The 14,464-nt window shown below is 36.5% G+C and carries 12 protein-coding genes; 4 read left to right on the forward strand and 8 right to left on the reverse strand.

Going from position 1 to position 14,464, the window contains the following annotated elements; genetic code table 11:
* Positions 1–35: 35 nt before the first annotated feature.
* From accA to B371_RS0119280, 5 genes are all read right to left on the reverse strand, one after another.
* Positions 36–989 carry an acetyl-CoA carboxylase carboxyl transferase subunit alpha gene (accA, locus tag B371_RS0119255; RefSeq protein ID WP_019415960.1) on the reverse strand — a complete coding sequence of 318 codons (954 nt, stop codon included), beginning with the start codon at positions 987–989 and terminating at the stop codon, positions 36–38.
* Between the two features lies 1 nt (position 990).
* The gene (accD, locus tag B371_RS0119260; RefSeq protein WP_019415961.1) at positions 991–1,851 is read right to left on the reverse strand and encodes an acetyl-CoA carboxylase, carboxyltransferase subunit beta; all 861 of its coding nucleotides are present in this window, start codon (positions 1,849–1,851) and stop codon (positions 991–993) included.
* Entirely contained in the window at positions 1,848–2,495 is a 648-nt protein-coding gene (locus B371_RS0119265) for a FadR/GntR family transcriptional regulator (RefSeq protein WP_019415962.1), read from the reverse strand. Before B371_RS0119265 ends, accD begins: the two co-directional genes overlap by 4 nt.
* A 720-nt stretch (positions 2,496–3,215) precedes the next feature.
* Positions 3,216–6,296, reverse strand: coding sequence for a DNA polymerase III subunit alpha (gene dnaE / locus B371_RS0119275; RefSeq protein WP_019415964.1), 3,081 nt, complete (start codon positions 6,294–6,296; stop codon positions 3,216–3,218).
* Positions 6,297–6,315: 19 nt separating this feature from the next.
* Positions 6,316–7,251: a bifunctional oligoribonuclease/PAP phosphatase NrnA gene (locus B371_RS0119280; RefSeq protein ID WP_026023140.1), complete on the reverse strand. Its 936-nt coding sequence runs from the start codon at positions 7,249–7,251 to the stop codon at positions 6,316–6,318.
* Positions 7,252–7,344: 93 nt separating this feature from the next.
* On the opposite strand from B371_RS0119280, the gene B371_RS0119285 reads away from it, so the two are divergent.
* Complete coding sequence (locus B371_RS0119285; RefSeq protein WP_019415966.1) at positions 7,345–7,653, forward strand: YtpI family protein; 309 nt, start codon at positions 7,345–7,347, stop codon at positions 7,651–7,653.
* Positions 7,654–7,723: 70 nt separating this feature from the next.
* Here the strand turns inward: B371_RS0119285 and B371_RS0119290 are convergent, their stop codons facing one another.
* Positions 7,724–9,031, reverse strand: a complete 1,308-nt coding sequence (locus tag B371_RS0119290; RefSeq protein WP_019415967.1) for a DRTGG domain-containing protein — start codon at positions 9,029–9,031, stop codon at positions 7,724–7,726.
* Positions 9,032–9,140: 109 nt separating this feature from the next.
* A complete protein-coding gene (locus tag B371_RS0119295) occupies positions 9,141–9,821 on the reverse strand; it encodes a metal-dependent hydrolase (RefSeq protein ID WP_019415968.1) in 681 nt (226 codons plus the stop codon).
* Positions 9,822–9,925: 104 nt separating this feature from the next.
* Between B371_RS0119295 and B371_RS0119300 the strand changes: the two genes are divergently transcribed.
* Positions 9,926–11,029, forward strand: coding sequence for a Xaa-Pro peptidase family protein (locus B371_RS0119300; protein WP_019415969.1), 1,104 nt, complete (start codon positions 9,926–9,928; stop codon positions 11,027–11,029).
* Positions 11,030–11,192: 163 nt separating this feature from the next.
* Here the strand turns inward: B371_RS0119300 and ald are convergent, their stop codons facing one another.
* The gene (gene ald, locus B371_RS0119305) at positions 11,193–12,314 is read right to left on the reverse strand and encodes an alanine dehydrogenase (protein WP_019415970.1); all 1,122 of its coding nucleotides are present in this window, start codon (positions 12,312–12,314) and stop codon (positions 11,193–11,195) included.
* Between the two features lie 160 nt (positions 12,315–12,474).
* Between ald and B371_RS0119310 the strand changes: the two genes are divergently transcribed.
* The gene (locus B371_RS0119310) at positions 12,475–13,788 is read left to right on the forward strand and encodes a cytosine permease (protein ID WP_019415971.1); all 1,314 of its coding nucleotides are present in this window, start codon (positions 12,475–12,477) and stop codon (positions 13,786–13,788) included.
* Between the two features lie 88 nt (positions 13,789–13,876).
* Positions 13,877–14,323 carry a universal stress protein gene (locus tag B371_RS0119315; RefSeq protein WP_019415972.1) on the forward strand — a complete coding sequence of 149 codons (447 nt, stop codon included), beginning with the start codon at positions 13,877–13,879 and terminating at the stop codon, positions 14,321–14,323.
* Positions 14,324–14,464: the final 141 nt, after the last annotated feature.

Consider the following 14,464-nt stretch of genomic DNA (forward strand, 5'->3'; position numbering starts at 1 on the left):
TAACCGACAAAAATAAGGATGCAATAAACACATCCTCATTCAGAAAATTCACCAATAGATTTAAATTTATAATATCTATTGTCAATTAATTCTTCTTCACTTAGTTTATTTAAAAATTCTATTGAACGTTCCAATGTTTCTTTTAGGAAGATTGCTTGTTGTTTTGGGTCGCGGTGTGCTCCACCAGTTGATTCTTGTATCACTTCATCGACGATGCCCATTTCTTTTAAATCAGGCGCTGTAATTTTCATTGCTTCTGCTGCTTGTTGTGCAAGTGCCGCATCTTTCCATAATATAGCAGCAGCTCCTTCTGGTGATATAACTGAGTACGTAGAGTTTTCTAACATATGAATATGGTTTGATACTCCTAGTGCTAATGCACCACCACTTCCACCTTCTCCAATGACAACACTTATGACAGGAACTTTTAAACCGGCCATCTCAAATAAGTTACGAGCAATCGCTTCACTTTGTCCACGCTCTTCTGCAGCTTTTCCAGGATAAGCGCCTTTAGTATCAATAAAACAAATAATTGTACGACCAAATTTTTCTGCTTGTTTCATTAAACGTAAAGCTTTTCGGTATCCTTCTGGATGGGGTAATCCAAAATTACGACGAATATTTTCTTTTGTGTCTTTGCCACGTTGATGACCTATGATTGTAACAGGTAATCCATTAAATGCGGCAATGCCTCCAACAATTGCTTCGTCGTCACCGTAAAGTCGGTCACCATGAAGTTCAATGAAATCTGTGAAAATTTCACCAATGTAGTCTAGCGTGGTAGGACGTTCGGGATGGCGGGAGACTTGCACACGATCCCAAGTTTGCATATTGATATATATATCAGTCTCTAGTTTTTTTAGTCTATCCTCTAAGTTTTGAATTTCAGATGACAAGTCTACCTCAGAATTTGTGGTAAAGTCTTTTAACTCACTAATTTTTTCACGTAGTTGAATGACTGGTTGTTCAAAAGGAAGTGTCTTAACCATATTATTTTTCTCCTTTCGAATGAAGTTTCACGAGTGTTGATACAGTTTCATTCATTGTTGAACGATGAACAACTGCATCCAACTGACCATGTGCTAATAAAAACTCCGCGGTTTGAAAATCTTCCGGAAGTTTTTCTCGAACAGTCTGTTCAATAACACGTCTACCAGCAAATCCAATTAATGCTTTGGGTTCTGCTAAATTTATATCCCCTAATGAAGCAAAACTTGCCGAAACGCCACCAAATGTAGGATGTGTCAAAATCGAAATGAATAAATTTCCTTTTTCACTATGACGTTTGAGTGCCACACTCGTCTTTGCCATTTGCATTAAAGATAGAACGCCCTCTTGCATTCGTGCTCCTCCACTAGCTGTGAATATAATAAATGGTACTCCTTGGTTAGTCGCGGTTTCAACAGCACGAGTAATTTTCTCACCAACTACAGAACCCATAGACCCCATCCGGAAATGAGCATCCATAATAGCTATTACTACTTTGCGTCCATCAAGCAAACCAGTTCCAGTTAATACAGCTTCATTTAATCCTGTTGTTTTACTGTCTGATTTAATTTTCTCTGTATAACCTGGGAAATTAAGTGGATTGACCGTTTGTAAATGATCATCCATTGAAATAAAAGTTCCTTCATCCAAAACAATTGCTACACGTTCATACGCTGTCATTTTGTAATGATGTTCGCATGCTGGACAAACTTTTTTATTTTCCATTAAATTTTTCGTTAAGATAATATGTTTACATTCCGGACATTTTGTCATAAGACCTTCAGGAACATCTGTTTTTGATGTATTATTTGGAATCTTCGCATACTTTTCTTTACGGTTTCTTGAAAATATATCACGAATCATGTAGTCTCTCTCCCTTGTGATAACCAAGCTGTCCATGTTGTATATGAACGAATAGCTTGATCAGTCTCTCCATTAATAATGGCAGTTAATAATTTTTGTATATAGGATTTTTCTTCTATTTCAGAATGCCCTTGATAAGGTTCTCCACCATATTGTTTTAATAAAAACCACATTTTCAGTGATAACCGATTATTACTTGAAATCAAAATCTCTCGAATTAAATCTTCACGTACTATTGTTCCATCATCTCTTAATTGATTAAGTAAACCTACCCATACAGGTAGCTGATTTAAAGTGTTTGATTCTACAACAATACGAATCGCTTCTTTTTCATGTATTTCTCGCGTTACATGTACATCTAGCATCGTTCTCGCATCTTGCATAATGAATGTTGATAGTACTTCAACTAGCTTATGTTTTCGAAAATCTGTTAGAAAAGTACCCTCTCCACGTTTAGTTTCAATTAACCCTAAAAGTTCCAAACTCCGAAGTGCTTCTCGAACGGTCGATCTCCCGACTTGCAGTCGTTCCGCAAGTTCACGTTCAGAAGGAAGTTTCCCACCTGGTCGTATGTTTTCTTTTTGAATAAGAGTACGAAGTTCTTGAACGATTTGTAAATACATTTTGGTCGATTGATTAGCCATATTCACGCCTCTGACTTCCATTTTTTTCAAAGTGGTCTGACCACTCAATGTCTTAATCATACAAAAAAAATGCTTATGATGCAATGAAAAATAGAAAAAGACCTCAAATAAAATAGAGGACACTTATAAATTTCACCATATTAAATAAACAGCTTCAACGCTTTGTGGGTGCTTTCCGCGAGAATCCGTACAGTGTCAGTCTTCTCTATCAGGCTACCACTTGTATGGCGCCTCTGCTGATTCTAGATAGGATTATTGTTCAATAACAGTAATACAAATTAGGAGGAAATTGGTTTGTTGCAACGAAATCGTGAAAGTTGCAACCAAATGATAAAAGTTGCAACCAAAATACTTTTCGCTCCATATAACTATGAAAAACTTTAGGAGACAATTGGTTTGTTGCTCCATTCTAATGAAAAGTTGTCACAATTGAACAAAAGTTGCCATATCGGACCAAAAGTTGCCACACTTCTGCGAATAGTTGCCCCTATCGTAGCTCTTTTTGCAAAAAATCGTTTAATAATCTTGATGTAAGGAGCCATGGCCATATTCGCAGTAAACTTCAAACGAATTATGACATTAATTAAGCAGTCAGAGTAAACAATATGAAAGAAAAGGCGACATTTCGTTCAAAATCGAACGAAATGTCGCCTTTTCAATTCAAACACACTTACAGATTTTTAAAAGTTGTTCAGTGGTCACAATAAATTTGCAGTGTAATTATTTTGACAATGCCTGAATATTTTTAACAATAATTTGAGATTTGCCTTGTCTCCACTCCACAGTGCCTTCTATTAGTATGACAGCCTGTTCTTTTAAAAGAAGATTATAACGTACATAGTCTTTTGGGAAAATGGTGCATGATACATCAGATGTTTCGTCTTGAACGACTACAAATGACATAGACTCGCCTTTTTTCGTGCGAATTCTACGAATTTCCTCAATCATCCCAACAATTGTAATTGCATGGCCATTACGCGCATTCTTTATTTCCTGTATAGACATTACGTCTAATTGCAATTCTTTTTTAAACCTCTCCACAGGGTGATTAGACAGATATAAACCAAGTGTTTCTCGTTCATATTGAAGTTTCATCATTTCAGGCATTTCTGAGTTTCTTACATACTTGGGTTTACCAAAAGAATTAACATCGCCATCAAATAGGTCCTGCTCAACACTTGGTCTTACTAGTTCTGCATATTTAACTGCAGCATCAAGCGTTCCTAGTAAAGTTGAACGATCTTTACCAAATTCATCAAGCGCGCCAGCCTTTATTAATGGTTCAATTTGTTTTCTAGAAAATTGCTCTGCGGATAAACTTGCTGCGAGTTCAAAAATATCTTGCCACTTTTGCTTCTGATGTTTACGGTTCTCCATTAGCTCTCTTAAAAAAACATTGGATACGCCCTTCACAGCAGATAAACCGAATCTAATTGCCCCATTTTCTACACGGAATGATATTGTGCTTTTGTGAATAGAAGGCGGTAGAAGAACGATGTTATGCTCTTTAATTTCTAGTATCAAACGCATGACTTTTTCTTGATTTCCGGTTGCAGCAGTCAGCAATGATGCGTAAAAATATGCAGGATACTGTACTTTTAAGTATGCCATTTGATATGAAATTAAGCTGTATGCAACAGCATGGCTTTTTGGGAATCCGTAATCTGCAAAGCGCACAATTAGATCATATACATCATTTGCTTCCTGTTTAGTTGAATGATTTCGCTGTGCACTTTCAACAAAATGTCGGCGTTGCTCATCTAAAACTTGGCGATTCTTTTTACTTACTGCCCGTCTTAAGATGTCCGACTCACCAAAAGTAAAACCGGCCATTTTAGATGCAATTTGCATAATTTGTTCTTGATATACAATAACTCCATACGTTTCTTTCAAAATCGGTTCAAGGATTGGATGTAAGTATACCGTTTCTTCTTGTTGATGCTTTCGACGTTTATATGTAGGAATATTATCCATTGGGCCAGGCCGATACAAAGCATTCACTGCAACTATATCTAGAAAATGAGTAGGTCTAATATCACGTAGCGCTTGTCTCATGCCATCTGATTCCAATTGGAATACACCCGTTGTATCACCTTGTTGAAGAATTTTAAATGTAGTTTTATCATCGAGTGGAATTTTCTCAAAATCTAACCACTTCTTCTGATCATACCAAATCATAGAGCGAATTCTCTCGAGAATGGTTAAGTTTCGCAATCCAAGAAAGTCCATTTTCAACAAACCACTTTGTTCTACTTCTTTCATCGACCACTGTGTTAGATAAATACCATCTTGTCCTTCTTCGATCGGTAAAAGTTCCACTAAAGGACTTGGTGATAAGACAACCCCTGCTGCATGGGTTGAGGTATTTCTCGGCAGTCCCTCTAGCTCTTTAACAGTGTCATACCATTTTTGATGTATAGGATCTAATTCAATCCATTTCTTCAAGTTAACAGAAAGATTCACAGCTTCTTCGAATAAAATTCCAGGTTTATTAGACAGTTGTTTTGCGATCATCTCAAGAACAGAACTATCAAATCCAAATACACGTGCTACATCTCTTGCTGCTGCCTTTGCAGACAATGTACCAAATGTCACGATTTGGGCAACATGAAATTTGCCGTATTTTTTCGCCACGTATTGAATGACTTCATGTCTCCGATGATCAGTGAAATCAATATCAATATCAGGCATAGTAATTCGTTCGGGATTTAAGAAACGCTCAAATAATAATCCATATTCGAGTGGATCAACATGCGTTATGTATAACGAATAGGCAACGAGAGAACTTGCAGATGACCCACGACCAGGGCCTGTTAAAATCTGGCTTTTTTTAGCATATTCCATAAAATCGGCCACAATCAAAAAGTAATCAGCATATCCCATTTGATTAATAACTTTAAGCTCCATATCTAGTCTAGCTTTATATAAATCCGTGAATTCGATTAAACGAGATTCAAGTCCTGCGATGCACTTTTCTAGCAAAATATCTTCTACTTGAATGTTTTCTGGTACAGGGAATTTCGGCATATGGAGTTGGGTAGTATTAAGTTCAACATGACAGCTCTGTAAAATAAGTTCTGTTTGTTGAAGCCATTCAGGATGATCGGAGAACCACTCAATCCATTGTTGACGTGTGGGCATATAATAATGTTCATGGTCAGGCTTTTGTCGTTTGGTATCGCTAAGTTTCACACCATTAACAATCGCTTGGCCCACCTCAAATGCAAATGCATCTTTTGCATGGATATAATTTGCTCGATGGGTTGCAATTAATCTGATTTGTCTTGTTTCACATTGTTCAATAAATTCAACTTCATCATTAGAAACGTTTCCGCCCGGTCTTGCAATTCCACCTAAAAGATTAGATCCTACACATGACTTCAATGAATCTAGAATTGTGTCTATTAATTCTTGATTAATAAATTTTGACATTGCTATGACCACGTAACAATCTTCTTTATAGGCTTGAAGCCATTTAATAGGAAGTGCAGAAAGTGCTTTAACTTCTATTGCACTACTGATTTTCAAAAGATTTTGATAACCAGTTTTTGACTTTGCATACAATTGCACTTCTACAATTATCTCTTCCGTAATTTCAACATGGCAGTTTAACCCAATCACTGGATGAATACCCGCTTTTTTAATAGCTTGATAAAATGGCAAAATTCCATATAATCGCTTATTCATAATAGCTACTGAGGTTGCTTGTTGTTGCTGAAGAAATGGAATCAATGCCTCCAAGCGAATCGTACTATTCAGTAGGTCAGCTGATGTCCCTACTTGTGGATAAACTGGATTCATTGTTCCTCCCCCTTCAACTTTACTCACATATTTCTTTTAACTTAGCGATAACTTCATCAGATTCACTCCAAGAATAAATAGAAGCTCCTGATGCGAGAGGATGTCCTCCACCGTTATATTGTTTAGCCAATTCATTGATAATCGGGCCTTTTGAACGTAATCTTACTCGTATTTGATCCTCTTCTTCAATAAACATTATCCAAGCTTTAATTCCTTTTACATTTCCAAGGGATCCAACTAATAAAGAAGTTTCAGTTGCTGATACACCATATTCCTCTAATAATTCTTGCGGTAATTTAATATAAGCCGCCCCGTTGTCATCCATAACGAATTGTTGATAGATATGTCCTTGTAAATGTAATAATTTTCTTTCCACTTCATACATCCCGTTAAATAGCTCCGTACGATCAAAGTTATATTTAATTAGATCGCCAGCAATTTCAAATGTTTTTTGACTTGTACTATGAAACATAAAACGACCAGTATCCCCGACAATTCCGGCGAACAAAACACGGGCAGCATTATCAGTCATTTGCCAGTTTGCAGTTGTTTTTCCTTCTTCATATAACTCATAGATCATTTCACTTACTGAACTTGCTTGAGTATTAACCCATAACAAATCTCCATATGCATCATCATTTGGATGATGATCAATCTTAATTAGACTTGCACCAGTTGAATATCGTTGGTCATCTATACGCTCAGTATTGGCAGTATCCGTAACGATAACGAGTGCGCCTTCATATTGGTCATCAGTCACTTGGTCAGGTTTCTCTAGAAAATCTAAGGATTCTTCGTGTTCTCCAGTTACAAAAATTTGTTTATCCGGATAGCTTGCCTGTAAAATCTCTCTCAATCCAAATGTTGATCCATAAGCATCAGGATCTGGTCGAACATGTCGATGAATAATAATTGTTTTATAACTTGATATTGTGTCAATGATTTGACGTTTCATGCATTTTCCCCCGATATGCGTGATTAGCATTCGCAATTCCTCCAAAATGTCGATACAATAATGACAGTTTCATTTATTAACAGGAGGCTTACAATGCTAAATACAGTTTTTGTTTTTATTATTGTCATTTCGTTTGTTTTTTATTTTTACTTTAAAACAAAACAAATTCGTAGCAACTTACCTATTGCCAAGAAATGGTATTCAAATTGCGCATTAGTTTCACTTGGCAGTTTGTTGTTTTTCTTTGGTTTAAACCAAATCTTTCTATTTCCAACGACACTAACTTATGTTATCTCGGGTTTGTTTATCGTTATTGGATTGTTCACGATGGTATATTATTATCGTGTTGCAAAGCATTATGGACAATTTGTTCAAGAAGAATTTCATTTAAACCAAAAGTGATGCTATCTAGCATCACTTTTGATTTAAAGAGGTCTTCCATTTTGGTGAAGGCTTGCTCATCTCCACCATATTAGCGTTCTAATAATTGGAAAAGCATCATGGCTTTTCCGACTAGAACGTTTCCAACATAGCCATCAAATTCCATTTTAACAAATTTTCGACTCATGTCTAAAATACGCGGACGAACAGTTAAAACACTATCCATCTGAACAGGTTTTATAAAGTAAATGGTCATATTTTCAACCACACTTTCTCCCCGCTTCCGACTCTTCAATACATAGCTACCTACTTCAGATAACAAAGTTGTAAATGCTCCATATGAAATCGCACCAAATTGATTGGTCATTTGAGGACTAACTGTGAATTCCACCGCAAGTTCATCTTCTTGTAGCACTTTCATTTGATTTCTGACAATATCATCAATAGTTTCCCCATGATGGGGTTGACGTTGGGTTGACTGTAAAGCTTTCAGTACATCCTGGCGACTGACCACGCCTTTTAATATGGCGTGATCATTGGTTACTGGCATTAGGTCGATACCTTCCCAAATCATCCGATGACTTGCTGTTGCTACACTCGTTTTCATCGTGACCGTAATTGGGTTTTTTGTCATAGCTTTTTCAATTGAATCGCTGTGCTCTTTACCCATTACATCTCTTGCTGTTACAATTCCGACCACTTTTTGATTCTCATCAATTACAGGGAATCCACCATGCTTCGTTTTAGAATTTTTGACATGATATGCATTTATATCGTCGCTTGCATATAAAAAATTTGTTTCTTTATACGGTACAAATATATCTTCAATAAATAAAATTTCTTTTTTAATTAATTGGTCATATATTGCTCGGTTAATCATGGTACCCACTGTGAAAGTATCGTAACTTGTGGATATAATCGGAAGTTCTAATTCATCCGCCAACTTTTTTGAAGATTCGGATGCATCAAATCCACCAGTTATCAATACTGCTGCACCAGCTTTTAGTGCCGTAAAATGAGCTTTCGTTCGATTTCCCACAATTAGTAAACTACCTGCATCGGTGTAACGCATCATGTCTTCCAATTGCATCGCACCAATTACAAATTTGGTTAACGTTTTATGTAAACCTTTTTTCCCACCCAACACTTGTCCATCAACTATTTTCACAACTTCTGCATAAGTTAGTCGCTCGATATTTTCTTTCTTCTTCTTCTCAATTCGAATGGTTCCAACCCGTTCAATTGTACTAACATACCGCTGGGATTCTGCCTCTTTAATTGCACGATATGCTGTACCTTCACTCACTTGAAGTTCTTTAGCAATTCGTCGAACAGAGATCTTATCTCCAACGGGTAAAGATTCAATGTACTGTAATATTTGTTCGTGTTTTGTAGTCAAATAATCACCTATTTCCCAAACAATCGTTCTATTCTAAGTGTATCACAAACTACTCCATTTATTACTACATAAAAACACACGGAAGTCACTGACTTTCCGCGCATTTTTTTTATAATTCTATACCTTCTCCTGAACTCAGCACGTGAACAGTCACGTCTTTAACAAGCTCTTTAAAATTCTGTGGATTTTGTTTGATTGGTGGGAACGTATTAAAGTGAATAGGTACAACTGCTCTTGGCTTCAATAACTCTACTGCATAAGCAGCATCTTCAATCCCCATCGTAAAGTTATCACCAATTGGCAAAAATGCTAAATCAATAGAATGACGTTCACCGATTAACTTCATATCACCAAATAATGAAGTATCCCCAGCATGATAAATAGTTTTATCTTCTGCCGTAAATAAAATACCTGCGGGCATTCCTGTATAGATAATTTCTTTGTCTTCAGTGATGTAGGCAGAACCGTGAAATGCTTGTGTTAATTTCACTTTTCCAAATTCAAATTCTTTTGAACCACCTATGTGCATCGCGTGTGTTCTTACTCCTTGCCATGATAGATAAGTAGCAAGTTCATTGGGTGCTACCACAAGAGAATCATTCGCTTTTGCTAATGCTACAGTGTCTCCAACATGATCATTATGACCATGTGTTAATAAAATCACATCTGGTCTTTCCTCTTTAACAATTAAATCTGTTAAGTCGTTACCTGTAATAAATGGATCGATTAATATCGTGTAGTTACCAGTTTTTATTTTGACAATTGAATGTCCATGAAAAGAAACATACATATGTTCAAACCTCCTTTATATTACTAGTTTATATTCGATATAAATGTATAGATTCCTGTTTTTTGATATGCTAGACGGTAGATAATTAGAATAGGAGTGCTAATATGAATAAACTAAACCGAATATCTTCATTTTTAACAGACAACAATGTTGACGCAGCATTTATTACTAATCCAGATAATGTATTTTACGTTTCCGGATTTCGTAGCAACCCCCATGAACGTATACTAGGTGTTGTTCTGTTTAAAGATGCAGACCCTCTAATGATTTGTCCTAAAATGGAAGTACCAGATGCAAAGGCTGCTGGGTGGGCATTTGATATCGTTGGTCATCAAGACACCGATAATCCTTGGGAATTATTAAAAGAAGCCATTAACAAGAAAGGCATTCCTATTTCACAACTGGCAATTGAAAAATCACATTTGACTGTTGAACGTTTAGATGCCTTGCAAGAATTGTTCCCACAAGCTTCCTTTACACGTTTAGACGACCTTCTAAACATGATGCGTGTAATAAAAGATGAAAACGAATTATCCATTCTTCGTCAAGCGGCGGAATATGCTGACTACGCAATACAAGTTGGAGTAAGTGAAATTGCAGAAGGAAAGACAGAACTTGAAATTCTAACTGCTATTGAACTTGCTCTAAAGAAAAAGGGAATCTCACATATGTCATTTGATACGATGGTATTAATTGGACCTAAAACCGCTTCACCACATGGAAAACCAGGTGATCGTAAAATACAAAAAGGTGATTTCATTTTGTTTGATTTGGGTGTAGTTTATAAGGGATATTGTTCAGATATTACTCGGACAGTGTCGTTTGGTGAACCTACGGATGAGCAAAAAGATGTCTATGAAACAGTTAGACGAGCTGAACAAGATGCAGTAGATGCCGTAAAACCGGGAGTCCGTGCGATGGATTTAGATAAAATTGCACGCGATGTTATAACACAAGCTGGGTATGGGGAATTTTTTACACATCGCTTAGGCCATGGTCTTGGGATTTCTGTTCATGAGTACCCTTCTGTAACAGGGAATAATGAACTGCTATTGACTGAGGGGATGGTGTTCACAATTGAACCTGGAATTTATGACCCTAAGATTACTGGAGTTCGTATTGAAGATGACGTCGTTGTAACAAAGGATGGAGTAGAAATACTAACAAAGTTTACAAAAGAATTAGTTATTATTCCAACAAATAACTAGTTTTTTATATTAAATACCAGGTACCTCTGAGGGCAAAAACTACCCTAATAGAAGATAAGTGCCTGGTGTTTTTTTATGAAAAGATCCATTACTTTTGATATTAAAGCATAAAAAAAGCATCCCACACCATATTTTAAATGATGTGAAGATGCGGAGATGAAATTTAATACTGAGCTAAAAGTTCCTCAGGATTAACATATGGAAGACCTTGTGCCTCTGATACTGCCTGATATGTTACATGCCCTTCAAGTGTATTGAGGCCTTTCATAAGTGCGCTATTTTCTAAACATGCTTGTACATAACCCTTGTTTGCAATTTGCACTGCATAAGGAATTGTAACATTTGTTAAAGCCATAGTTGATGTACGTGGAACTGCTCCTGGCATATTTGCTACCGCGTAGTGAACAACTCCGTGTTTCTCGTATGTTGGATTATCGTGGGTTGTTATACGATCTGAACTCTCAAAAATTCCTCCTTGGTCGATAGCGATATCGACAATAACAGAGCCAGGTTTCATTGATTTAATTGCTTCTGTTGTAACAAGTTTCGGTGCTTTAGCTCCTGGAATTAATACAGCACCAATAACAAGATCAGAATCTCTAACTGATTCTGCAACGTTGAATGGATTTGAGATTAATGTTTGAACATCACGACCGAATAAATCGTCCAATTGCCCAAGGCGTAGTGGACTTAAATCAATAATTGTAACATTTGCGCCCATACCTATTGCTATACGAGCAGCGTTTGTTCCAGCGATACCACCGCCAATAATTGTAACTTTGCCACGAGAAACTCCTGGTACACCACCAAGTAGAATACCCATTCCACCATTGGTTTTTTCTAAGAATTGCGCACCAATTTGAGTAGCCATACGTCCTGCTACCTCACTCATAGGCGTCAACAATGGTAATGAATTATTTGGTAACTGAACAGTTTCATAGGCAATGCCAACAACTTTGTTTTTCATCAATGCTTGAGTTAATTCTGGTTCTGGAGCTAAATGTAAATATGTAAACAAAATCAGACCTTCATGGAAATATCCATATTCTGATGCAATTGGTTCTTTTACTTTCATAACCATATCTTGAGCCCAAGCTTCAGCTGCTGTTGATACAATTTTTGCACCAGCATCTTTGTAATCTTTATCCGTGAATCCCGATCCAAGTCCTGCTCCGGTTTCAATATATACTACATGCCCAAAAACCGATAAGTTAACAACACTAGCTGGTGTCATAGCTACGCGGTTTTCATTGTTTTTTATTTCCATTGGTACTCCTATTTTCATGGGAAGACCCTCCTTTGTAATATAATTAATGTGATTAAATAATCTTATCTTTATTTATAAAATATTGAAAGCAAACCTATTCTATCAGATATAATTGAAAATGGCTAAAATTATTTTATAATGCATTAGAGACTATAAGTATAAACGGTGGTGATGAGATTTGAAAATATCAAAAAGGGATAAATTTGAAAAATATGGACTCGAGGCTGTCCCAGATTCTCTTAAACAATCAACTTGGAAAGAGTTTGCGATTATTGCATTTGCTTTTTCTGTAAATGCAGGTAACTTCATAGTTCCTGCTTTAGCAGTTATGCAAGGAAATCTCCCCTGGATTGCTGCTTTATCTGCGGTTTGGATTGGTGCTGTTTTGGCATTCTTTTGTGTATCTGCTTTATCAATGCCAGGTGCTCTATATGGTCTTCCTGGGCAATATATTTTGAGGGCTTTTATTGGTACATGGTTGGCAACAAAAATTGCATCACCCATACGTGGTTTAACCTCTCTATATTGGTTTAGTGTACAAACAATTGGAGGAACTTTTATTCTCCAAGCTGTAATTTTGCACTATCTAAATGTCCAAATTCCTTTTGCACTGTTAGCTATTTTAATAGCAAGTTTAATGGCCTTTTTAGCACTTGTTGGATATAATGCTGTTAAAAAAGTGACCAGATTATTTTTGCCAGTGTTAATTATTGGTCAAGGTCTCATGCTCTATGTAATTTTTACAGAAATACCTATTACAAATACACGTGTATCATCTGAGGCTTCGATGCACTGGGGTGTATTTTTCTTTTATATGAGTTTGGCCTTTGTTCAGTATATTTCAGGAGTGAGTGCTTCTAGTGATATGACTCGTTATGCAAAATCTGTCCGGCAAGGTTTTGCCGGCATGTTTTTTGGCAATTCAGCGGGCTATTTCATAACCGCATTAATTGGAACGTTAGTGGCTACTCACTTCCAATCGATAAATCCTTTTGTTGTATTAAGTGAGTTAGCGGTTAATCCATTTATAGGTCTTTTCATAACACTCAGCGGGTTACTAGCCATGATTTCTATTAATATTGGAAATGCATACACTGGTGGTTTTAGTTTACTAAACACTTGGCCTGCTCTTGGAAGAATAAAAAGTGCTTTATTATTTGGAGTTGTTGGAATTATATTAAGTTGTTTCCCAAGTCTATCTACTGAAGCCGCCTCCATCATTTCGTTGCTAGGAGCTGGAATTGTTCCTTTATCAGCAATTATTGTTATTGATTATTTATGGATTAAAAAGGGAGTTATCTCCGAAGAACAACTAATAAATGTAATTAGTGGATCTTATAAATTAAACTTAGCAGCAGTCCTAACATTTGTAACCATGAGCATCGTGTACCTGCTAATCCCGAAAGAGTTCTCGCCTGGAATGTTGGTCTTTATACTCACTTCATTATTATATCTATTGCTTAAACAATATTTGGACACAAATAGAAGATAATACAAATAAATTTTGTTGAAAAAGCAGGAAATAATTATAATAATGCTGAATTAAGTAACGTAAGATATCTTAAGGGGGAATCCAATTGATGCTTTCATACAAAAATATTTTAGTAGCTGTTGACGGATCTAAAGAAGCTGAATGGGCTTTCAAAAAATCTATTGATATTGCCAAACGTAATAACGCGACTTTGAATCTAGCAAACATTATTGATACAAGATCATTTGCAGCCATTGAGGCGTATGATCGTTCCATTGCTGATCGTGCACAATCTTTCGCTGATGAGTTACTTGGTAACTATAAGAAAGAGGCAGAAGCAGCAGGAGTTACCAAGGTAAATGTGATTGTTGAATATGGTTCTCCTAAGACGATGATTGCTAGAGAACTATCTACAAAAGTAACTGCAGACCTTATTATTTGTGGAGCTACTGGTTTAAGTACGGTTGAACGTTTTCTAATCGGTAGTGTTTCTGGACATATTGTCCGGGCTGCGAAATGTGACGTACTGGTTGTTCGAACAGAAGAAAAAGAATAAAGAAAAAAAGGGCTGTCCTAAAAGTCAAAGAAAAATGACTTTTAAGGGCAGCCCTCTTTTGATATAAAAATGATGCTACCGATTCTCGTTACAACGCACTTTCATGTTTCGAAGCTAGCGCAGCGATGCAGAAACAGGCGG

It is taken from the genome of Paenisporosarcina sp. TG20 (assembly GCF_000286315.1).
Taxonomy (GTDB): domain Bacteria; phylum Bacillota; class Bacilli; order Bacillales_A; family Planococcaceae; genus Paenisporosarcina.

Coding starts and splice junctions, on each gene's coding strand:
- accA (WP_019415960.1), bottom strand. CDS start 989: ATGGTTAAGACACTTCCTTTTGAACAACCAGTCATTCAACTACGTGAA.
- accD (WP_019415961.1), bottom strand. CDS start 1,851: ATGATTCGTGATATATTTTCAAGAAACCGTAAAGAAAAGTATGCGAAG.
- B371_RS0119265 (WP_019415962.1), bottom strand. CDS start 2,495: ATGGCTAATCAATCGACCAAAATGTATTTACAAATCGTTCAAGAACTT.
- dnaE (WP_019415964.1), bottom strand. CDS start 6,296: ATGAATCCAGTTTATCCACAAGTAGGGACATCAGCTGACCTACTGAAT.
- B371_RS0119280 (WP_026023140.1), bottom strand. CDS start 7,251: ATGAAACGTCAAATCATTGACACAATATCAAGTTATAAAACAATTATT.
- B371_RS0119285 (WP_019415966.1), top strand. CDS start 7,345: ATGCTAAATACAGTTTTTGTTTTTATTATTGTCATTTCGTTTGTTTTT.
- B371_RS0119295 (WP_019415968.1), bottom strand. CDS start 9,821: ATGTATGTTTCTTTTCATGGACATTCAATTGTCAAAATAAAAACTGGT.
- B371_RS0119300 (WP_019415969.1), top strand. CDS start 9,926: ATGAATAAACTAAACCGAATATCTTCATTTTTAACAGACAACAATGTT.
- ald (WP_019415970.1), bottom strand. CDS start 12,314: ATGAAAATAGGAGTACCAATGGAAATAAAAAACAATGAAAACCGCGTA.
- B371_RS0119315 (WP_019415972.1), top strand. CDS start 13,877: ATGCTTTCATACAAAAATATTTTAGTAGCTGTTGACGGATCTAAAGAA.